Below are 20,438 nucleotides of genomic sequence, written 5' to 3' on the forward strand. Positions count from 1 at the left end.
TGATCATGGGCATTGTCGGAGTGGCGCTCGTGGGCGTGCTGACCGGTGCCGTCTGGCTGGGCCTGCGGCGCCGGGCCCAGGAGCTGCCCCCGCCCCGGCCCGAGGAGCAGCCGCTGCGGCCCGACCACCGGAGCCATATCGAGGAACGCGATGTCCACGGAGACGACAGCTTCCCGCCCGACGGCCGGGGCCTGTCCCCCTATGAGCTCGGTGACCACGGAAACGAGATCATCCGTCGCGACAGCGACGAGCAGCGTGACCGGCCCCCGGAGGACCGGGGGACGCAGACGCCTCACTGAGCGCTGCCGCGAGGCGGGCGGCGGTGCCGCGTGTTGCGGGAGCGACCGCTCGCGGAGAGGCTGGTGAGGCCCGACGGCCGCCGTCACGCGCGGGCCGCAGAACCGATGAAGGCAGTAGGACCATGACCGGAAGCCATCCTGGGACGGCGTCGATGCCGGCGCCGCTGACCGGATCCGCAGCGCCCTGCTGGGTCAACCTCATGACCCGCGACCTGGAATCCGCGCAGAAGTTCTACGCCGCAGTGCTGGGCTGGACGTTCCGGCCGGGCAAGCTGGGGCAGGAGTTCTCCGTCGCACGCCGTGGGGACGTGCCGGTCGCCGGCATCGGTGCGGTGGCGACCGCCTACCGGGTGGCCGTGGCCTGGACCCCGTACTTCGCCGTCCCCGACGCCGACGCGGCGGCCTCACGCATCCGTGAGCGCAGCGGCACGGTCGCGGTGGGACCGATGGCGCTCGGCAAGGGGCGCGGGGCCCTGGCGGCGGACCTCGACGGTGCGGTGTTCGGCATCTGGGAGCGGACCGAGCCCGCGACCTCGCCCTCCGCGCCGGACGACCGCTCGCACGCATGGCTGCGCCTGCACACCAGGAACGCCTTCGACGCGGCGATCTTCTACGGCGGGGTGCTCGACTGGGCGAGCGGGCGGCCCGGGTGCTGCGAGGTGTCGTACGAGAAGGACGAGGTCATCGTCGAGTGCGAGGGGCGTCAGCTCGCCCGGATCAGCTCCGGTGCCGTGGAGGCGGCACCCGATCCGCTGGTCCGCCCGCACTGGCAGGTCCACTTCCCCGTCGCCGATCTGGCGGCCACGGTCGAGGCGGCGCGGCAGCACGGCGGCAGTCTGGTCGAGCAGCGTCCGCTGGGGCAGGGCAGCGAGGCGACCCTGCTGGACCCGGACGGCGGGCTCTTCACGGTCACGGACGTCCGCGGCCCCGTTGCGGGCGATTCCGGCTGAACGGACCGCCCTCGCACAGCGGTCACTTCTCGCGTCCGGGTGAGGGTGAGGAGCGTGCCAGCGCCCAGGCCGGGAACACGAACCAGCAGACCAGGAACCACAGCGCCATCGCGCCGACCAGCCACAGGGCGAGAGGGTTGTGCAGTGCCACCCGCAGGATGAGCAGCAGCGCGGAACACATGGTGCACAGCAGCAGGACCAGCCCGAGCACCGTCAGCCGTGACGCCCAGGTGACCGTCTGCGGCTTGAGCCGTCGCCCGGTGAGCAGCCGGTGGTACGACACGGGCCCGATGAGGGCGGCGACGGTGGCGGAGCCCAGCATCACGGTGACCACGTAGATGGTGCGGTCGGTGTCCGACAGTTCGGTGAAACGTGGTTGGAAGACCACGGCGAGCAGGAAGCCGAACAGGATCTGGACGCCCGTCTGAGCCACCCGCAGTTCCTGGAGCAGTTCGTTCCACTGCCGGTCCGCCCGCTCCTCCGGCGTCTCGTGGCGGCCTGTGTCGCGGCCCGGGCCGCCGGGGAGGTGGGATGTCGAGGTCACCGTGAGCCTCCGTCCGAATGCGCGGAGTACTTCGCCTTCCCCTCCTCCCCCACCGTAGACCTCGCGGCGGGCGCTCCGGGCCTCGACGACCGGCACGACCCCGCCTAGGATCTTGAGTACGGCATCGCGCGTCGGTCACCGGCCGGGTGAGGCGTGGAGGTGCCCGTGAGATGCCCGTTGGAGGCATTCCACAGTGTCAGTCGAGTTGAATCACACCATCATTCACGCCCGGGACAACCGGGAATCCGCCGAGTTCCTGGCGAACATACTGGGTCTGGAAGTCGGCGGCGAATGGGGCCCGTTCATACCGGTCGCCACCGCGAACGGGGTCACCCTGGACTTCGCGACCATTCCCGAGGCGTCGATCGTCATGCAGCACTACGCCTTCCTCGTCTCGGAGGCGGAGTTCGACACGGCGTACGCCCGCATCAAGGAGCTCGGGATCACGTACTACGCGGATCCGCATCAGAAGCATCCGGGCGAGATCAACCACAACGACGGCGGCCGAGGCGTCTACTTCCTCGATCCCGCCGGTCACGCCATGGAGATCATCACGCGTCCGTACGGGGGCTGAACCTCGTAACACGACGTGCTGGAAAGGGGGTTCGGCCGGGGTCCGTGCGCGGGTTCCGGCCGGGCCCCTCCGCGTCGGGTCAGGCGACCGGCAGTACCAGTTCGGGCCGGTCCCACATCACCGCGGGCGGGTTGGCCGCACAGGTGCCGGTCCGCCGGGCCCCGACACTGCGGTAGAAGCCCTCGGCGGGCGGGTGCGAGACGATGCGGACGCCGGTCAGGCCGGCGCGCTGCGCCTCGTCGCGCAGATGCCCGATGAGCAGCCGCCCGATGCCCCGCCCCTGCGCATCGTCGGCGACGAACATGAGGTCGAGTTCCGACGGGGCGAGGACCAACGAGTAGAAGCCGAGGAGTCGGTCGGTGCCGGGCTCGACAGCAGCGAAGACCTGGTGGGTCTCGATGTAGTCGGGCCCCACCCGGTATCCGGCGACCATGGCGGCGTAGGGCCCCTCATAGGCGCGGGAGGTCCTGACCAGCCGGGTGAGCCGCTTCGCGTCCCGTGCGGTCGCCCGCCTGATCCGTATGGTCTCGCTGCGCGTCCCGCGACCGGAACGCGTAATGCTCGATGTCATGGAGCGAGTATTACGCATCCGGTTGCGGGGCACACACTTCCGGGGCCGCGGACTCCCCACCGCTATGACGGTCCGCGCGCCGCGCGCCACTCCTCGACCATGGCGTCGATGTCGAACGGCTTGAGGTTCAACAGGGGACCCGGCGGCGGCCGCCTGATGGCTGCCCGGATCTTCTCGTTGACGTCCGTCAGCATGCGCCGCACCTCGGCCTCCGTCCGCGCCCCGGGCACGGCGTCGCACACCTCCTCCGCCTCTTTGCGCAGCGCCAGTGTCGGCGGGAGCACCGACACCCCTTCCCGCTGCATCTTCTGCTTGATCCACCAGGTCTCGTCGTAGGGAGCGTCGAGGCCGTCGAGCGGCTTGCCGAATCCCGGCAACTGCGAGAAGTCGCCGCGCTGCTCGGACTCGCGGATCTGCTTGTCGACCCATGATTCGAAGCTGACGCCCGCAGGCTTGCGTTCGGTCAACGTACGCCCCTCTCGGAGGATTCATGATCCGGGTCCTTTCACCATACCGAGGGGCCACAGGAGCACCCGCTGTGCCCATGTCGTCACCTCGTGACGGGCGTCGGCGCAGCGCCGCTTCGGGTTCCGGGGGGCGGCACCCTCGCGCCCGCTTCAGTGCGCGTGCCCGCCGGTTGCCCCAGCCCCGCTCTCCTCATGGCCGGCGACGCCCTTCCCCGATGCCGCCACCGGGACGGTGAACGCCGCGGTGCGGACCTTCCCGTCGTGCCGGAAGTCGAGGAAGAGCCGGTACGTACCAGCACTGGGCGCCGTCGCCGTGAAGGACACCACGGGCCCCGGTCCGCCCTCGTTCGGGTGGACGTGCAGATAGGCCAGGTCGCCCGAGCGCAGTGCGACCAGGTGCCCGTACGCGCCGAGGTAGGGCTGCAGATCGGTGACGGGCCGGCCGTTCCTGCTGACGGTCAGCTTCAGCTCTCCGCCCTGGCCGGCGCGGAGTTCGCCGTCGAGTGCGACGTGGTAGCCGTCCACCTCGGCGATGGCGCGCGGGGCCGGCAGAGCCGTGGGGCGGTAGGTACCTGCAACGGCCAGATCCGCACCCAGCGTGAGGTTCCCGGCGCCCTCGGCAGCCGGCGTGAAGTCGGCGAACGCCCGGTAGCCACCGGCCTTGGGCAGGTCGACGGGGGTCGACCAGGTGCCGTCGGCCGCGCGGACGGGATGCAGGTGCCGGAATTCGGTGAGATCGCTCGACGCAAGGATGAAGTGCAGTTCCTTGCCGTGCTCGCGTTGATAGGCGGTGACCTTGCGGCCGTTTTCGTCCGTGATGGCGAACCTGACCTCGGTCCGGGCCCCTGCCCGTATCGCGGGTGTTTCGAGGGCCAGCGTGTAACCGCCGTCGGAGATCTGCAGTCCGCCGGCCACTTGCTCCGCCGCCCCCTTCGTCCCGCCCTCCTCTCCCGCGCCGTGGCCGGCGTGCTGCTGCGCGGGGCGGTCCTCGGCGGCCACGAGCGGGGCGGCGCTCCTGCCCACGCCGTACGCGGTCCCGAAGGTCGTGGCGAGCGCGGCAGCGAAGGCCGTGATCCTCAGTGCGTTGTTCATGACGGTGTCCTCCATCGGGTTCGTCGGGAGGCGACGCTTCCCGACGAAGTTCAACATACCCCCTGGGGGTATCAAGTCAACCCGGGAGTGCGTCATTGCTTCCCGATTGCCTCACGCTTCCGAGAGAGACCGGCCGACGACGCCGGGGCCGGGGCCTCGGCGTCCGGCTCAGGCGGACACCACGAGCCCGCTGCGCAGCCGCTCCACCGCGACCTCCGGAATCCTCAGACCGTCGCGCACATACCCGTCGAGCCCGCCCCACCTCTCGTCCATGGCGTCCAGCGCCATGTCGAGATAGCGAGGGCGGACCTCGATGATCGCGGATGCGATTTCCGGGTCACCGCCCGCGTCGAGGAAGCCCTGTACGTACGGGGCGTAGGCGACCCGAACGACCGGGTTCACCGCGAGGAACTCGGCCCGCACCACATCCCGTGACGCCCCGACCAGCATCAGCAGCAACGCGGCGGCCCAGCCGGTTCGGTCCTTGCCTGCCGTGCAGTGAAAGAGCACCGGGCGGGCCAGATCGTCGGCGGCCGTCTCCACGAAGGCCCGGTAAGCAGCGGCGGCTCCCGGCGAGAGCACCATCTGCCGGTAGGTCTCGGCGAACATCTCCTCGGCCTTCCCGCTCCCCAGCAACTGCTCCGCCGCGACCGGATCGGCGAGCAGCGCACGCAGCCGGGCGGGCGCCACGCCCGGGTTGTCGCCGAGCACATCGGCGACGAAGAGCCGCGCACCGGGCGGCAGCCGGTCGGGGGCCGCCGCACGCTCGTCGGCAGTGCGCAGATCGACGACGGTACGGATTCCGAGCGCGGCCACCGCCATGTCCTGCGCCGCATCCAGACCGCTGAGCTGGCCGGAGCGCAGCACGGCGCCCGGCCGGACCCGATGGTCAGGACCCAGAGCGATGCCGCCCAGGTCGCGAAGATTGACGACGGTGGATGCCGGGACGGCCCTGGCGGTTTGCACGATGAACTTCCCCTTTTCCCGGCACGTATCCGAATTGATTCGACCTGGCCGGATCAAACGTCGCACGCGGTCGGGAGATCGACAAAGTAAAACGCCGGAGGAGCACCGATCGACGACACCTGAGGAGATAAAGGAAATGTGAAATCTCAACCGCCCCCTCCGGGTCAGGGGCACAGCTCAATTGACGAGCCACGCTTCCACGCCAACTCGCTCGGTATGGAACAGTTGTCGGCGCGTAAGCGGGGCCGGTAACCGTTGATTTTCCGACCGCACGATTCCCCGACGCGGTACGAGCGGATCAGTCCGCCAGGATCTTCCCCTTCTGGGTCTCGAACTCGGCATCGGTTGCCCTGCTTCTTCAGCTCGGCCGGCCGCTCCAACCGGCTGATGAGATCGTCCGACCGCCCGAGGCGCGGACGGCCGCCGTGAGCGGCACCGCCCACAGGTCCTCCCACACGATCGGCGCCGCGGAGCTGCCCGGCGGCACCTGCTCACCCAGCGCTCGGATGTCTTCACTGTTCAGCAGGTCAGTGATCACGCCTTCGACCGGCTCGAACGACACGAGCTCATCGGGGTCGAGGTCTTCCGGTTCGATCACGTCGAGGGTGCCGTCCTCGGCCCGGTGCACAAAGGTCGTCACCGCACGGCCTTCGACGCGACCGCTTCGGCCGGCGCCGGTGCGATGGCGCCCCTGAACCGGCTGCCCGGGAAAGCGATGACAAGGTATTCCACAGGTCCCACAGCCACGGGCGTGTCCTCTCCCGATGGATGGATTGCCGGCAGCATAACTTCGGTCATTTGGCCCTGCATCATGTCCAATCATGGATAACCGATGGATACACGGCCTATTCAGTCACAGGGTGACGACGGTGGTCTCGGTTGCCTTCACGTCGGTCCGGACGGCGCCTCCCGTCGCCGGGACCCAGCTCGGTCACTGAAGGCCTGCCGCCTGCGGCCTGTCGGAGGAAGCACCAAGTCACCGCAGCCGCGCCGGCTACGCGACGGTGTGTGAAGGATCAAGTGCGCTCGGAGAGGGCAAGGTCACAGACGGAGCCCCTGCTGCTCGTCTGAGACCTGACCTAGCATCTGGGCATGACGGTCCTGCCTGCCGACGGGCTTTCGTTGGCCGCCGAATTCCCTCACGCCGCCCATGAGCAGTGGCAAGGCCTTGTCGAAGGCGTGCTGCGCAAATCGGGCAAGGATGTTGCGGGTTCGGCCGCCGAGGAAGCGCTGTCCACCACAGTGGAGGACGGGCTCATCACCCGCCCCCTCTACACCTCGCGCGACAGCGCGCCCGATGCCGGATATCCGGGCTTCGCCCCCTTCACCCGCGGCGGCAAGGCCGAGGGCAACGCGGCGGGCGGCTGGGACGTACGGCAGCGACACACCCTGTCCGATCCTGCGCGTCTCAACGAGGCGGTGCTCGCCGATCTGGAGAACGGTGTCACCTCGCTGTGGGTGACCGTAGGCGGTACCGGCGGCGTTCCGGTGTCCGCCCTGACGAGGGCGCTGGACGGCGTATATCTCGATCTGGCTCCCGTGGTGCTGGACGCCGGAAGCGAATTCGACGCCGCGGCGGCGGAGTTGCTGCGGCTCTACGCGGAGCGGGGCGTCGGTGCGCAGACCGCGCGCGGCAACCTCGGCGCCGACCCGCTCGGGCAGGCCGCCCGCAGCGGCGCCGAACCCGCCCTGACGGCGGCGGTCCACTGGGCACAGCGGTGCGCGCAGGAGTATCCCGGACTGCGGGCCCTGACCGTCGACGCCCTGCCGTACCACGAGGCCGGCGGCTCGGCAGCCGAGGAGCTGGGCGCTTCGCTGGCGACGGGTGTCGCCTATCTGCGGGCGCTGACGGAGGCCGGGCTCCGCGTCGAAGAGGCCTGCGCGCAGATGGAGTTCCGGTACGCGGCGACGGCCGATCAGTTCCTGACCATCGCCAAGCTGCGGGCCGCTCGACGGCTGTGGGCCCGGGTGGCCGAGGTGTGCGGGGCCGCCGACGCCGGGGCGCAGCGCCAGCACGCGGTGACGTCCTCGGTGATGATGACGCGGCGCGATCCCTGGGTGAACATGCTGCGGACGACACTGGCATGTCTGGGCGCGGGCGTCGGCGGGGCCGACTCCGTCACCGTGCTGCCGTTCGATCACGCCCTGGGTCTGCCGGACGCGTTCGCCCGGCGCATCGCCCGCAATACGTCGACGATCCTGCTGGAGGAGTCGCATCTGGCCCGGGTGATCGACCCGGCCGGCGGTTCCTGGTACGTGGAGCGTCTCACCGCCGAACTCGCCGACGCCGCGTGGGCGTTCTTCCAGGAGATCGAGCGGTCGGGCGGCCAGGAGGCCGCCCTGCGCTCGGGGATGATCGGTGAACGTCTCGCGGCCACCTGGGCGGCGCGCAGCAAGGATCTTGCGCGGCGCAAGGAGCCGGTCACCGGGGTCAGCGAGTTCCCGCAGCTGGCGGAGCGCGCGGTGGAGCGCGAGGCGGCCCCCGCCGAGGTGTCCGCCACGGGGTCGGGCGGTCTGCCCAGGGTCCGCCGTGACGAGGCGTTCGAGGTGCTGCGCGCCCGGTCGGACGCCCATCTGGCGGCGACCGGGCAGCGGCCGCGGGTGTTCCTCGCCGCGCTCGGACCGGCCGCGGCCCACACCGCGCGGGCGTCGTTCGCCTCGAACCTGTTCCAGGCGGGCGGGATCGAACCGGTCCACGACCCGGTCTCGGTCGACGCGGCAACGGCCGCCGACGCGTTCCGGGCCAGCGGGGCCGGCGTGGCGTGCCTCTGCTCCAGCGACACCCTGTACGCCGAGCAGGCCGGGGCGGTCGCCGAGGCACTGGGCTCGGCCGGCGCTCAGCGGGTGTTCCTCGCGGGCCGACCCGGCGAGTACACCGGTGTCGACGAGTACGTCTTCGCGGGCTCCGATGTGGTGGCCGTGCTCTCTTCCCTTCTCGACCGCATGGGTGTGGCGTAATGCGTATCCCTGACTTCTCCGACATCGAGCTCGGACCGGGCGGCGCCGCCGAGGTGTCCGAAGACCATTGGCGCGCCTCGGTGAAGGAGTCCTCCGGCAGTTCCGACGGCGACCTGCTGTGGGAGACCCCGGAAGGCATCACGGTCAAGCCGCTGTACACCGGGCGCGACCTGGAGGGGCTCGACTTCCTCGGTACATATCCGGGCATGGCTCCCTATCTGCGGGGCCCGTATCCGACGATGTACGTCAACCAGCCCTGGACGATCCGGCAGTACGCCGGGTTCTCCACCGCCGAGGAGTCCAACGCCTTCTACCGCCGCAACCTCGCGGCCGGGCAGAAGGGCCTCTCCGTCGCCTTCGACCTGCCGACCCACCGCGGTTACGACAGCGACCACCCGCGGGTGACCGGCGACGTCGGCATGGCCGGCGTGGCGATCGACTCGATCTACGACATGCGTCAGCTCTTCGACGGCATTCCGCTGGACAGGATGTCGGTTTCCATGACGATGAACGGCGCGGTGCTCCCCGTACTCGCGCTGTACATCGTGGCCGCCGAGGAACAGGGTGTTGGGCCCGAAAAGCTGGCCGGAACCATTCAGAACGACATTCTGAAAGAGTTCATGGTCCGCAACACGTACATCTATCCGCCGAAGCCCTCGATGCGGATCATCTCCGATATTTTCGCGTACACCTCGCAGAAGATGCCGCGCTACAACTCGATCTCCATTTCCGGCTATCACATCCAGGAGGCGGGTGCGACAGCCGATCTGGAGCTGGCGTACACCCTCGCGGACGGGGTGGAGTACCTGCGGGCCGGGCGGGACGCCGGTCTCGACGTGGACGCGTTCGCACCGCGGCTGTCGTTCTTCTGGGCGATCGGTATGAACTTCTTCATGGAGATCGCGAAGCTGCGGGCGGCCCGGCTTCTCTGGGCCAAGCTGGTCAGGGAGTTCGAGCCCCAGAACGCCAAGTCACTGTCTCTGCGCACCCATTCGCAGACGTCGGGGTGGTCGCTGACCGCGCAGGACGTGTTCAACAACGTCACCCGGACCTGTGTGGAGGCGATGGCCGCCACCCAGGGGCACACCCAGTCGCTGCACACCAACGCGCTCGACGAGGCCCTCGCCCTGCCGACGGACTTCTCGGCGCGGATCGCCCGGAACACCCAGCTGCTGCTTCAACAGGAGTCGGGCACCGGCCGGGTCATCGACCCGTGGGGCGGCAGCGCGTACGTGGAGCGGCTGACGTACGACCTGGCGCGCCGGGCCTGGCAGCACATCCAGGAGGTCGAGGCGGCAGGCGGCATGGCGCAGGCCATCGATGCCGGCATCCCGAAGCTCAGGGTCGAGGAAGCCGCGGCCCGTACCCAGGCGCGCATCGACTCCGGGCGCCAGCCGGTGATCGGGGTCAACAAGTACCGGGTGGAGACCGACGAGCAGATCGATGTGCTCAAGGTCGACAACTCCTCGGTGCGCACCCAGCAGATCGAGAAGCTGCGCCGACTGCGCGAGGAGCGCGACGAGCCGGCGTGCCAGGCCGCGCTGCGGGCGCTGACGGCGGCGGCCGAGCGGGCCCCCGGACCCGGTCTCGAAGGCAATCTGCTGGCACTCGCCGTCGACGCGGCACGCGCGATGGCGACCGTGGGCGAGATCTCGGACGCCCTGGAGAAGGTGTACGGGAGGCATGCGGGCCAGATCCGTACGATCTCCGGTGTGTACCGCAACGAGGCAGGTGAATCCCCTTCCGTGGACGGGACCCGGGAACTGGTGGACCGGTTCGAGCAGGCCGAGGGGCGCCGTCCGCGCATCCTGGTCGCCAAGATGGGGCAGGACGGCCACGACCGCGGACAGAAAGTGATCTCGACGGCCTTTGCCGACCTGGGCTTCGACGTCGACGTCGGCCCGCTGTTCCAGACGCCGGCCGAGGTGGCACGACAGGCGGTGGAGGCGGACGTGCACATCGTGGGCGTCTCCTCGCTGGCCGCCGGGCACCTCACGCTCGTACCGGCGCTCCGCGAGGAGCTGGCCGCCGAGGGCCGCGACGACATCATGATCGTGGTGGGCGGGGTGATTCCGCCGCAGGACGTCGAGGCATTGCACGAGGCGGGGGCGACGGCGGTGTTCCCGCCCGGCACCGTGATTCCGGATGCCGCGTACGACCTGGTGACGCGGCTCGGTGCCGCGCTCGGCCACGAGCTGTGAGCCGCTGACCCGATGCCTGCGAAGATCGACATCGACAGCTATGTGAAGGGGGTGCTCGACGGGAAGCGGGCGTACATCGCGCGCGCGATCACTCTCGTCGAGTCCACCCGCCCCGATCACCGGGCGCTGGCCCAGCAGTTGCTGCGCGAGCTGCTGCCGCGCTCCGGGAACGCCCGGCGCATCGGCATCAGCGGCGTGCCGGGGGTCGGGAAGTCCACCTTCATCGACGCGCTCGGCACGATGCTCACGGGGCTCGGTCACCGGGTCGCGGTGCTGGCCGTCGATCCTTCCTCCAGCCGTACCGGCGGCTCCATCCTGGGCGACAAGACCAGGATGGAGCGCCTCGCGGTGGACCGAGCGGCGTTCGTACGTCCCTCTCCGACCGCCGGGACGCTCGGCGGGGTGGCCAGGGCGACCCGGGAGTCCATCGTGGTGATGGAGGCCGCGGGGTACGACGTGGTGCTGGTGGAGACGGTCGGCGTCGGCCAGTCGGAGACGGCGGTGGCCAATATGGTCGACACGTTTCTGCTGCTGAGCCTGGCCCGTACCGGCGATCAGCTCCAGGGGATCAAGAAGGGCGTCCTGGAGCTGGCGGATGCCATCGCGGTCAACAAGGCGGACGGCCCACATGAACGCGACGCACGAGCTGCAGCGCGCGAACTGGCGGGCGCACTGCGGCTGATGCACCCGGTCGACGCGGCCTGGACGCCTCCGGTCCTCACCTGCAGCGCCCGGGAGTCAACCGGTCTCGATACGCTGTGGGAGCGGCTGGAGCAGCACCGTGCGCTGCTCGAATCGACCGGTCGGCTCGCCGCGAAACGCCGTGACCAGCAGGTCGACTGGACCTGGACGATGGTGCGGGACGAGCTGTTGGAGAGCCTGCGCGGCCATCCGGAGGTGCGCGCGCTCACCCCGGAACTCGAACAGCGGGTACGGGACGGCGAGTTGACGGCCACACTGGCGGCCGAGCAGATCCTGGGGGCGTTCCGGCGCACGGCCCCGGCGGCGGAGGGCGGTGACCCTGCGGGATGACGGAGGCCGCGCTGCGCGGCCCCCCGTCGTGGAAGGCTCCTGCGACCGGCCCCGCACCCTCTCCGGGGTCGTACGGGTCAACGGCCGCTCTCCGCAGGCGCTGCGCGACTCACCGAGGAGGGCGGCTCCCTCACCATCCTGGCCACCGCGCTGGCGGAGACCGGCTCCCGCGCCGACGACTACTTCTTCGAAGAGCTGAAGAGCACCGGCAACATGGAACTCGGGCTCGACCGTACCCTGGCGGACAGGCGCACCTACCCGGCCGTCAACATCCAGGCGTCCGGCACCCGACGCGATGAACTCCTCGTTCCGGAGGCCGAGTTGCGGGTGGTACACGGACTGCGCCGCGCGCTGCACTCCCGGGACCCGCAGACCGCGCTCGAAACACTGCTGGACCGGATCCGGCACGCTCCGGACAACGCGGCATTCCTCCGTACGGTCCACCGCACCCTCCCGGACACCTGAGCCTGCTCGAGCCGCGCCGGACGGCGCAATAACATGGACCGCCCTTGCACGATCCGTCCCTCACGAGCACAGGGAGAGCAGGCACATGGAATTCCGCCGACTCGGCCGCAGCGGTCTGACCATCAGTGAGATCGCCTACGGGAATTGGCTCACCCACGGCTCCCAGGTGGAGGAGGACGCAGCGGTCGCCTGTATCCGCGCCGCCCTCGACGCCGGGATCACCACCTTCGACACGGCGGACGTCTACGCCGAGACGCGGGCCGAAGCCGTCCTGGGCCGGGCGCTCAAGGACGAGCGCCGCGAGGGACTCGAGGTGTTCACCAAGGTCTACTTCCCGACCGGTCCCGGGCACAACGACCGGGGTCTCGGCCGCAAGCACATCATGGAGTCCATCGACAACTCGCTGCGCCGCCTGCAGACGGATTACGTGGACCTGTACCAGGCGCACCGCTACGACCACTCGACCCCGCTGGAAGAGACCATGGAGGCGTTCGCCGACGTCGTCCGCTCCGGCAAGGCCCTCTACATCGGCGTTTCGGAATGGACGGCCGACCAGCTCCGCGCCGCACATGGGTTGGCCCGCGAACTGCAGGTACCGCTGATCTCCAACCAGCCGCAGTACTCGGCGTTGTGGCGGGTCATCGAAAGCGAAGTAGTTCCCGCTTCCGAGGAATTGGGCATCGGTCAGATCGTCTGGTCACCGATCGCTCAGGGCGCCCTCACGGGCAAGTACAAGCCCGGTGCGCCGCTCCCGGCCGGCTCTCGGGCGACGGACGACAAGGGTGGCGCGAGCATGGTCGCCGGCTGGCTCCGTGACGACGTGCTGGAGCGTGTCCAGCGGCTGCGGCCGCTCGCCGACCAGGCCGGTCTGAGTCTTGCCCAGCTCGCGGTCGCCTGGGTGCTGCAGAACTCCAATGTCTCCGCCGCGATCATCGGCGCCTCCCGGCCCGAGCAGGTGACGGAGAACGCCGGGGCGGCGGGTGTGACACTCGACGCGGAGCTGCTGAAGGGCATCGACGACATCCTGGACCCGGTGGTGGAACGGGACCCGGGGCTGACGGCCGGGCACGAGAGCAACAGCTGATTCGACCGGCCCGCACTTGTGGGGCAAGGGCCTCCGGCACAGCGGCCTCTGCCCCACACCTCGTACGCCCGCGGCGAACCGGGGCCCCTCGCCGCCCGGCATCGGTCAGGCGCCGGTGTGCAGCGAGGCGGTGTGCTCGCGGACCTGTGCCGGTGTGAGGTAGGAGTCCGTGAACTCGAAGTCGCGCAGCTTGGCCGGGTTCCGGGACTGGAAGCCGGTGCGTACGAAGTCGTCGCCCGCGATGGCGTTGAGCATCCAATTGGTCATGACCCGGACCTTGGCCACGTTGGTCCGCAGCGCGGACCAGTGGTAGCCGCGGGCGACGGCCTGCGCGATGATTCCGCGCATTTCGATGCCGATCGGCTTGGAGACCGCGTCCTTGCCGCCGAGGTCCACGACGAGGCCGAGATCCTTGTGGACGTACGGTTTCAACGGCTGGTGCCGCAGCGTGGCGATGAGGTTGTCGGCGAGCCTGCGGCCCTGGCGCATGGCATGCTGCGCGGTGGGCGGGCAGACCGCCCCGTCGCCCTTGCTCAGGTCCGGTACGGCCGCGGCGTCGCCGAGCGCGAAGACGCCGTCGAAACCGGGCAGCCTCATCTCGGGCGTCACCGCCAGCCGGCCGCGTACGGTCTCCGCGTCGAATGTGGCGACCAGCGGGCTCGCGGTGACTCCCGCCGTCCAGATCAGCGTGCGGCAGGGCACCACCCGGCCATCGGTGAAGGTCACCTTCTCCCGGCCCGCCTCGGCGACCGAGACTCCGAGCGACACCTCGATGCCACGTGCGCGCAGCACTTCCAGGGCGCTCCGGCCGAGCTTGTCCCCCAGTTCGGGCATCAGCTTCGGGGCGATGTCGATGAGATGCCACTTGATCAGCTTCGGGTCGAGCCGTGGGTAGTGCCTGACCGCGTTGGTGGTGAGGCGCTGCAGACAGGCAGCCGTCTCGGTGCCCGCGTACCCGCCGCCGACCACCACGAACTGCAGGCGGGAAGCCCGCTCGTTCTCGTCGTGGCTGGCGTCCGCGAGATCGAGCTGAGCGATCACGTGGTCACGCACGTACGCCGCCTCGGCCAGCGTCTTCATACCCCGGGCGTTTTCGAGCAGGCCGGGGATGTCGAAGGTACGGGTGACGCTCCCGGGGCTGAGCACGATGTAGTCGTAGGGCTCGTAGACGACCTCGTCGGTGATCTTGCGAACGACGCAGATCTTCGCCTTGGGGTCCACTCCGATGGCCCCGCCCGGGATGATCCGGGTGCGGTGCTTGCGACTGCGGCGCAGCGACACCGCGACCGACTGCGGGGTGAGCACACCTGCCGCCACCTGCGGCAGCAGGGGCAGGTAGAGCTGGTACGAGAACGGGGCGACGAGCGCGATCTGAGCCTCGCCCGGGATCAGCCCGCGCTCCAGACGGCGTACGCACTCCACCCCGGCGAATCCGGCGCCGACAACGAGAATCCTGGGTCGTGCCACAGTGTTCGTCCCTTCTCGGGCCTGCACGGTCGTCCGTTCGCCTGCCCCGTCGCACGCGCCGGTCACGTCACATCTTTACGAGCCGCATCCGACTTCGCCTGCTGGGGGCGGCGGACGGACGACACCACCGGGTCAGCGGGCCAGCAGGGTGACGGCCGTGCAGGTGCCGCCGACCGCGCTCACGAACACGACACCGGCGGCCACGCAGCGTGCCTTGAGCCGGCGGTAGCGTGCCTCGTATTCGCCGCGCAGTCCGGTGGCGCGGGCGGAAACACGGCAGAGCATGGCCCGGGACGTGGCGAGGCGGTCCGCGGTGTAGACCCGTTCCACGTCCTCGCGCTGTGCCGATGTGAGCCAGGGCAGCTCGTCGGTGAAGCGACCGGCCTGTCGTCGCGCCTCCTCGACCTCGGCGTTCCACAGCAGATAGCCCTCCAGTTGTGCCAGACCGCGGGCACTGTCCTTGTCGGGGTCCACTCGCTCCTCCTCTCCCGGGGCCGCCGTGCTCACGCCTGCCTGTCCCCCGGGGTCCACGTCGTCCCGGTGCCGGGATGGTTGAGGCCTTCGTCGAGGGAGCGCACCGAGGGGTGGTGCAGGTCGAACGCCGGGGATTCGGAGCGGATCCGCGGCATCGTGAGGAAGTTGTGCCGCGGCGGCGGGCAGGAGGTTGCCCACTCCAGCGAACGGCCGTAGCCCCACGGGTCGTCGACCCCTACGTTCTTGCCGTACTTCGCGGTCTTCCACACGTTGTAGAGGAACGGCAGCATCGACAGGCCGAGCAGGAACGAGGAGATCGTCGAGATCGTGTTGAGCGCGGTGAAGCCGTCTGCGGCGAGGTAGTCCGCGTATCGACGCGGCATGCCCTCGGCACCCAGCCAGTGCTGCACCAGGAACGTGCCGTGGAAACCCACGAACAGCGTCCAGAACGTGATCGTGCCGAGCCGCTCGTCCAGCATCTTGCCGGTGAACTTCGGCCACCAGAAGTGGAATCCGGCGAACATCGCGAAGACCACGGTGCCGAAGACGACGTAGTGGAAGTGCGCGACGACGAAATAGGAGTCCGAGACGTGGAAGTCCAACGGGGGCGACGCCAGGATCACACCGGTCAGACCACCGAAGAGGAAGGTGACCAGGAAGCCGATCGACCAGAGCATCGGCGTCTCGAAGGACAGCGATCCCTTCCACATCGTGCCGATCCAGTTGAAGAACTTCACACCGGTCGGTACCGCGATGAGGAAGGTCATGAACGAGAAGAACGGCAACAGCACACCGCCGGTGACGTACATGTGGTGCGCCCACACGGTCGCCGACAGCCCGGCGATCGCGATCGTCGCACTGATCAGACCGATGTAGCCGAAGATCGGTTTGCGGCTGAAGACCGGAATGATCTCAGTGACGATCCCGAAGAACGGCAGTGCGATGATGTACACCTCCGGGTGACCGAAGAACCAGAAGAGGTGCTGCCAGAGCAGGGCGCCACCATTGGCCGGGTCGAAGACGTGTGCACCGAACTTGCGGTCCGCCTCCAGCACCAGCAGGGCCGCCGCGAGGACCGGGAAGGCCAGCAGGACCAGCACAGCGGTCAGCAGGACGTTCCAGACGAAGATCGGCATGCGGAACATCGTCATGCCGGGAGCGCGCAGGCAGATGATCGTGGTGATGAAGTTGACCGAACCGAGGATCGTGCCGAAGCCGGAGAAGGCCAGACCCATGATCCACATGTCGCTGCCGATGCCCGGCGAGCGGACCGCGTCGGTCAGCGGGGAATAGGCGAACCAACCGAAGTCGGCCGCACCGCTCGGGGTGAGGAAGCCGGCCACCACGATGATCGAGCCGAAGAGGTACAGCCAGTACGCGAACATGTTCAGCCGCGGGAACGCCACATCGGGCGCGCCGATCTGCAGCGGCATGATCCAGTTCGTGAATCCGGCGAAGAGCGGCGTCGCGAACATCAGCAGCATGATCGTGCCGTGGATCGTGAACGCCTGGTTGAACTGCTCGGGCGAGACGATCTGGATTCCGGGACGGGCCAACTCGGCGCGCATGACCAGGGCCAGCACGCCGCCGACGATGAAGAAGGCGAACGAGGTGACCAGGTACAGCGTGCCGATCGTCTTGTGGTCGGTGGTGGTCAGCCACTTGATGACGACGTTTCCCGGTTCCTTGGCCCGGACCGGAAGCTCGTTCGCGTACGCCTCCTCTTCCTCGGCTGCCCCTGTTGTACCCGTCGTCGTCACCGGGACGCTCCTTCGATTGTCGTTCGCGAGTGGACTGAGCACCCGGCAGGGGCGCCGCCTCCACCGGCCGGCCGACAGGCCGAACCCGCGCGCGTCACGCCAGATTCCAGGTGCAGCAAATCAGTCGCAGGGCCACTATGTGCGGCCCTGCGCCCGCCGTCGCGTGACTTTCACTCGTCAGGGCGTCCTGAGGTCCGGGCCTCGGCCCGCTCGCACAGGGCCGAGGCCGGTGCGGACCTGCGCATCGGTGCGGACGTCTTGCAGCAGTCCGAACTCCCGCACGGTCCAACGCTGTTACCGCAGAATCCCGTGAACGCCCGGACCGGTGACCGGTCCCGGGCGACCCGGCTGTCGCTCAGGCCAGCCCGCCCGTCGCGCGCACGTTCTGGCCCGTGATCCACCGACCGTCGTGGCCGGCCAGGAAGGCCACCACATCGGCCACATCGGAGGGTTCGCCCAATCGGCCGAGGGGGGTCATACCGGCGACTGCCTCAAGGGCCTGCGGCTGGTTGGTTCCGCGCAGCAGATCGGTGTCGGTCGCGCCGGGCGAGACGGTGTTGACCGTGATCCCGCGCGCTCCGAGTTCATGTGCGGCAATGGTGGTGAGTTGCTCGACCGCACCCTTGCTGGCGGCGTATGCGGAGATGCCAGGACCCGGCCGCACGGTGTTCGCCGTGGAGATGTTCACGATGCGGCCGCCGTCGCGCATCCGCCGGGCCGCATGGCGGATCGTCATGAAGACCGCTCTGGTGTTGACCGTCATCACCTTGTCGAACACCGCCGGGTCGGTGTCCGCGATGAGGGACGGGGTGAGGCACAGTGCGGCGTTGTTCACCAGGATGTCCAGGCCGCCCAGCTGTGTCTCGGCGGCTTCCATCAGCTGTTCCGGCGCATCCGGGTCCGCGAGATCGAGCCGGACGGCCCAGGCCTTGCCTCCGTTGTCCTGCACCGTGCGGACGACCTCTTCGGCCGCGTCGTCGCTGGTGGCGTAGTTGAAGACCACATGGGCCCCGTCTCGGCACAGTCGCTCGACGATCGCGCGGCCGATGCCCCGCGACCCTCCGGTGACCACCGCATTCCTGCCTGTCAGCACGGTCTCTCCCCCTCCAGGAGCAGTTGATCCGGGTCATTCGAACCTACCGGCACAGCTGCTCCCTGTAAGCGATTGCGCGCAGAACCGTCGGCGCCGGCCGAGCGTCTTCGCTGCAGGCTCGGGACACGGAACCGCCCCGGCCGGGCAAAGTGCCGACCGGGGCGGGAGGGGTGAGGGGGGTGCCGGGATGCGCCCCCTTCCGCGACTGTCTCGTCAGCCGATCGTGGCGATGGCCTGGGTGAACGTCGACGACGGGCGCATGACAGCCGAGGCATTGGCCGGGTCGGGCTGGTAGTAGCCGCCGATGTCGGCCGGCGAGCCCTGCACCGCGATCAGCTCGTCGACGATGGTCTGCTCCTGCTCTCCCAGCGTCTTCGCGAGCCCGGCGAACGCCTGCGCAAGCTGCGTGTCATCGGTCTGCCGCGCCAGCTCCTGGGCCCAGTAGAGGGCCAGGTAGAAGTGGCTGCCGCGGTTGTCGATGCCACCCAGCTTGCGGCTCGGCGACTTGTCCTCGTTGAGGAAGGTGCCGGTCGCACGGTCGAGGGTGTCCGCGAGGACCTGGGCACGCGAGTTGCCCGTGGTCGTCGCCAGGTGCTCGAAGCTGGCCGCGAGCGCGAAGAACTCACCCAGGCTGTCCCAGCGGAGGTAGTTCTCCTTGACGAGCTGCTGGACGTGCTTGGGTGCGGAGCCGCCGGCACCGGTCTCGAACAGTCCGCCGCCGTTCATGAGCGGGACGATGGAGAGCATCTTCGCGCTCGTGCCCAGCTCGAGGATCGGGAACAGGTCGGTCAGGTAGTCACGCAGCACATTGCCCGTGACCGAGATGGTGTCCTCGCCGCGGCGGATGCGCTCCAGCGAGAACGCGGTCGCCTTCACCGGCGACATGATCTCGATCTGCAGGCCGTCGGTGTCGTGGTCGGCGAGGTACGTCTTGACCTTGGCGATCAGCTGCGCGTCGTGGGCGCGGTCCTCGTCGAGCCAGAACACGGCCGGGACGCCGGTGGCGCGAGCGCGGGTGACGGCGAGCTTCACCCAGTCCTGGATCGGCAGGTCCTTGGCCTGGCACATGCGGAAGATGTCGCCCGCGCCCACGACCTGCTCCAGCACGACGTTGCCGCTGCCGTCGACGACCCGCACCGTACCGGTGGTGGGGATCTCGAAGGTCTTGTCGTGGCTGCCGTACTCCTCGGCCTTCTGCGCCATCAGGCCGACGTTCGGCACCGAGCCCATGGTCGACGGGTCGAAGGCGCCATTGGCGCGGCAGTCGTCGATGACGACCTGGTAGACACCCGCGTAGCTGCTGTCGGGGAGCACCGCGATGGTGTCGGCCTCCTTGCCGTCCGGGCCCCACATGTGACCGGAGGTGCGAATCATGGCCGGCATGGAGGCGTCGACGATGACATCGCTCGGTACGTGCAGGTTGGTGATGCCCTTGTCGGAGTCGACCATGGCCAGCGCGGGGCCTTCGGCGAGCTCGGCCTCGAAGGATGCCTTGATCTCGGCGCCCACGTGCGGCACCGAGTCCAGACCCTTGAGGATGCCGCCGAGGCCGTCGTTCGGGGAGAGACCGGCCGCGGCGAGCACCTGGCCGTACTTGGCAAAGGTGTTCGGGAAGAAGGCGCGGACCACATGGCCGAAGATGATCGGGTCGGAGACCTTCATCATGGTGGCCTTGAGGTGGACGGAGAACAGCACGCCCTCGGCCTTGGCGCGGGCGACCTGCGCGGTGAAGAACTCGCGCAGGGCCGCGACACGCATGACCGCCGCATCGACGACCTCACCCGCGAGCACCGGCACCGACTCACGCAGAACGGTGGTGCTGCCGTCGTCGCCCGCGAGCTCGATGCGCAGCGAACCGGCCTCGGCGATGACCGTGGACTTCTCGGTGGAGCGGAAGTCGTCGACGCCCATGGTGGCGACGTTCGTCTTCGAGTCGGCCGACCAGGCGCCCATCCGGTGCGGGTGCGCCTTGGCGTAGTTCTTGACCGAGGCGGGGGCGCGGCGGTCGGAGTTGCCCTCGCGCAGCACGGGGTTCACCGCGCTGCCCTTGACCTTGTCGTAACGCGCGCGGACGTCCTTGTCCTCGTCGGTCTGCGGGTCGTCCGGGTAGTCCGGAAGGGCGTAGCCCTGTGCCTGCAGCTCGGCGATGGCAGCCTTCAGCTGTGGGATCGAAGCCGAGATGTTCGGCAGCTTGATGATGTTGGCCTCGGGCTTCTTGGCCAGCGCACCGAGCTCGGCGAGCGCGTCGTCGATGCGCTGGCTCTCCTCGAGGTACTCGGGGAAGCCGGCGATGATGCGCCCGGCCAGCGAGATGTCACGGCTCTCGACATTGACCCCGGCCGTCGAGGCGTAGGCCTGGACCACGGGCAAGAACGAATACGTCGCCAGGGCCGGGGCCTCGTCGGTGTGTGTATAGATGATGGTCGAGTCAGTCACCCTGT

The 20,438-nt window shown here is 69.2% G+C and carries 18 protein-coding genes and 1 pseudogene; 8 read left to right on the plus strand and 11 right to left on the minus strand.

The window, feature by feature from the left end; all coding sequences use genetic code 11:
• Both GA0115254_RS27720 and GA0115254_RS27725 read left to right on the plus strand, forming a co-directional pair.
• The coding region (locus GA0115254_RS27720; protein ID WP_370740954.1) for a DUF6479 family protein at positions 1 to 299 on the plus strand (299 nt) is incomplete at its 5' end.
• 122 nt (positions 300 to 421) lie between these two features.
• Positions 422 to 1,249, plus strand: coding sequence for a VOC family protein (locus tag GA0115254_RS27725; RefSeq protein WP_176740314.1), 828 nt, complete (start codon positions 422 to 424; stop codon positions 1,247 to 1,249).
• Between the two features lie 22 nt (positions 1,250 to 1,271).
• On the opposite strand, the gene GA0115254_RS27730 is transcribed toward GA0115254_RS27725, so the two are convergent.
• Positions 1,272 to 1,793 carry a DUF6328 family protein gene (locus GA0115254_RS27730; protein ID WP_093898029.1) on the minus strand — a complete coding sequence of 174 codons (522 nt, stop codon included), beginning with the start codon at positions 1,791 to 1,793 and terminating at the stop codon, positions 1,272 to 1,274.
• Positions 1,794 to 1,986: 193 nt separating this feature from the next.
• Here GA0115254_RS27730 and GA0115254_RS27735 point away from each other — a divergent pair, with 193 nt between their 5' ends.
• Positions 1,987 to 2,367, plus strand: coding sequence for a VOC family protein (locus tag GA0115254_RS27735; protein WP_093898030.1), 381 nt, complete (start codon positions 1,987 to 1,989; stop codon positions 2,365 to 2,367).
• A gap of 79 nt (positions 2,368 to 2,446) precedes the next feature.
• On the opposite strand, the gene GA0115254_RS27740 is transcribed toward GA0115254_RS27735, so the two are convergent.
• The 5 genes from GA0115254_RS27740 to GA0115254_RS27760 form a co-directional block, all read right to left on the minus strand.
• A complete protein-coding gene (locus GA0115254_RS27740; RefSeq protein ID WP_093898031.1) occupies positions 2,447 to 2,938 on the minus strand; it encodes a GNAT family N-acetyltransferase in 492 nt (163 codons plus the stop codon).
• A gap of 62 nt (positions 2,939 to 3,000) precedes the next feature.
• Positions 3,001 to 3,405: a DnaJ family domain-containing protein gene (locus GA0115254_RS27745; RefSeq protein WP_093898032.1), complete on the minus strand. Its 405-nt coding sequence runs from the start codon at positions 3,403 to 3,405 to the stop codon at positions 3,001 to 3,003.
• A 150-nt stretch (positions 3,406 to 3,555) separates the two neighbouring features.
• The gene (locus GA0115254_RS27750; RefSeq protein ID WP_093898070.1) at positions 3,556 to 4,497 is read right to left on the minus strand and encodes a hypothetical protein; all 942 of its coding nucleotides are present in this window, start codon (positions 4,495 to 4,497) and stop codon (positions 3,556 to 3,558) included.
• A 168-nt stretch (positions 4,498 to 4,665) separates the two neighbouring features.
• Positions 4,666 to 5,463: a tyrosine-protein phosphatase gene (locus GA0115254_RS27755; protein WP_093898033.1), complete on the minus strand. Its 798-nt coding sequence runs from the start codon at positions 5,461 to 5,463 to the stop codon at positions 4,666 to 4,668.
• Positions 5,464 to 5,821: 358 nt separating this feature from the next.
• Positions 5,822 to 6,091 carry a DUF1269 domain-containing protein gene (locus GA0115254_RS27760; RefSeq protein ID WP_256102810.1) on the minus strand — a complete coding sequence of 90 codons (270 nt, stop codon included), beginning with the start codon at positions 6,089 to 6,091 and terminating at the stop codon, positions 5,822 to 5,824.
• A gap of 464 nt (positions 6,092 to 6,555) precedes the next feature.
• Here GA0115254_RS27760 and mutA point away from each other — a divergent pair, with 464 nt between their 5' ends.
• The 5 genes and pseudogenes from mutA (at position 6,556) to GA0115254_RS27785 (ending at position 13,203) form a co-directional block, all read left to right on the plus strand.
• On the plus strand, positions 6,556 to 8,421 hold the full coding sequence (gene mutA, locus GA0115254_RS27765) for a methylmalonyl-CoA mutase small subunit (protein ID WP_093898034.1): 1,866 nt from the start codon (positions 6,556 to 6,558) through the stop codon (positions 8,419 to 8,421).
• Positions 8,421 to 10,622, plus strand: coding sequence for a methylmalonyl-CoA mutase (gene scpA / locus GA0115254_RS27770; protein WP_093898035.1), 2,202 nt, complete (start codon positions 8,421 to 8,423; stop codon positions 10,620 to 10,622). Before mutA ends, scpA begins: the two co-directional genes overlap by 1 nt.
• Before the next feature lie 12 nt (positions 10,623 to 10,634).
• Entirely contained in the window at positions 10,635 to 11,654 is a 1,020-nt protein-coding gene (meaB, locus tag GA0115254_RS27775; RefSeq protein WP_093898036.1) for a methylmalonyl Co-A mutase-associated GTPase MeaB, read from the plus strand.
• A gap of 96 nt (positions 11,655 to 11,750) precedes the next feature.
• Positions 11,751 to 12,119 (plus strand): annotated as a pseudogene (locus tag GA0115254_RS27780) (transcription termination factor Rho); the annotation flags it as partial.
• Positions 12,120 to 12,204: 85 nt separating this feature from the next.
• Positions 12,205 to 13,203: an aldo/keto reductase family protein gene (locus tag GA0115254_RS27785; protein WP_093898037.1), complete on the plus strand. Its 999-nt coding sequence runs from the start codon at positions 12,205 to 12,207 to the stop codon at positions 13,201 to 13,203.
• 105 nt (positions 13,204 to 13,308) lie between these two features.
• Here GA0115254_RS27785 and GA0115254_RS27790 read toward each other — a convergent pair whose 3' ends face one another.
• From GA0115254_RS27790 to GA0115254_RS27810, 5 genes are all read right to left on the minus strand, one after another.
• Positions 13,309 to 14,670 (minus strand): NAD(P)/FAD-dependent oxidoreductase, encoded by a 1,362-nt coding sequence (locus tag GA0115254_RS27790; protein WP_093898038.1) that lies wholly within the window; start codon positions 14,668 to 14,670, stop codon positions 13,309 to 13,311.
• A 132-nt stretch (positions 14,671 to 14,802) separates the two neighbouring features.
• Positions 14,803 to 15,144: a hypothetical protein gene (locus GA0115254_RS27795; protein WP_093898039.1), complete on the minus strand. Its 342-nt coding sequence runs from the start codon at positions 15,142 to 15,144 to the stop codon at positions 14,803 to 14,805.
• Positions 15,145 to 15,173: 29 nt separating this feature from the next.
• Positions 15,174 to 16,904, minus strand: coding sequence for an aa3-type cytochrome oxidase subunit I (gene ctaD, locus GA0115254_RS27800; RefSeq protein WP_093898040.1), 1,731 nt, complete (start codon positions 16,902 to 16,904; stop codon positions 15,174 to 15,176).
• Between the two features lie 355 nt (positions 16,905 to 17,259).
• A complete protein-coding gene (locus tag GA0115254_RS27805; RefSeq protein WP_093898041.1) occupies positions 17,260 to 17,997 on the minus strand; it encodes a glucose 1-dehydrogenase in 738 nt (245 codons plus the stop codon).
• A gap of 213 nt (positions 17,998 to 18,210) precedes the next feature.
• Positions 18,211 to 20,433 (minus strand): NADP-dependent isocitrate dehydrogenase, encoded by a 2,223-nt coding sequence (locus tag GA0115254_RS27810; RefSeq protein WP_093898042.1) that lies wholly within the window; start codon positions 20,431 to 20,433, stop codon positions 18,211 to 18,213.
• Positions 20,434 to 20,438: the final 5 nt, after the last annotated feature.

Origin of the sequence: Streptomyces sp. Ncost-T10-10d, assembly GCF_900091955.1 — a bacterium.
In the GTDB taxonomy this organism is placed as follows: domain Bacteria; phylum Actinomycetota; class Actinomycetes; order Streptomycetales; family Streptomycetaceae; genus Streptomyces.

Excerpts from the sequence above, each read along its gene's own strand:
- GA0115254_RS27725 (WP_176740314.1), top strand. The coding sequence starts at position 422 with ATGACCGGAAGCCATCCTGGGACGGCGTCGATGCCGGCGCCGCTGACC.
- GA0115254_RS27740 (WP_093898031.1), bottom strand. The coding sequence starts at position 2,938 with ATGACATCGAGCATTACGCGTTCCGGTCGCGGGACGCGCAGCGAGACC.
- GA0115254_RS27750 (WP_093898070.1), bottom strand. The coding sequence starts at position 4,497 with ATGAACAACGCACTGAGGATCACGGCCTTCGCTGCCGCGCTCGCCACG.
- mutA (WP_093898034.1), top strand. The coding sequence starts at position 6,556 with ATGACGGTCCTGCCTGCCGACGGGCTTTCGTTGGCCGCCGAATTCCCT.
- scpA (WP_093898035.1), top strand. The coding sequence starts at position 8,421 with ATGCGTATCCCTGACTTCTCCGACATCGAGCTCGGACCGGGCGGCGCC.
- meaB (WP_093898036.1), top strand. The coding sequence starts at position 10,635 with ATGCCTGCGAAGATCGACATCGACAGCTATGTGAAGGGGGTGCTCGAC.
- GA0115254_RS27785 (WP_093898037.1), top strand. The coding sequence starts at position 12,205 with ATGGAATTCCGCCGACTCGGCCGCAGCGGTCTGACCATCAGTGAGATC.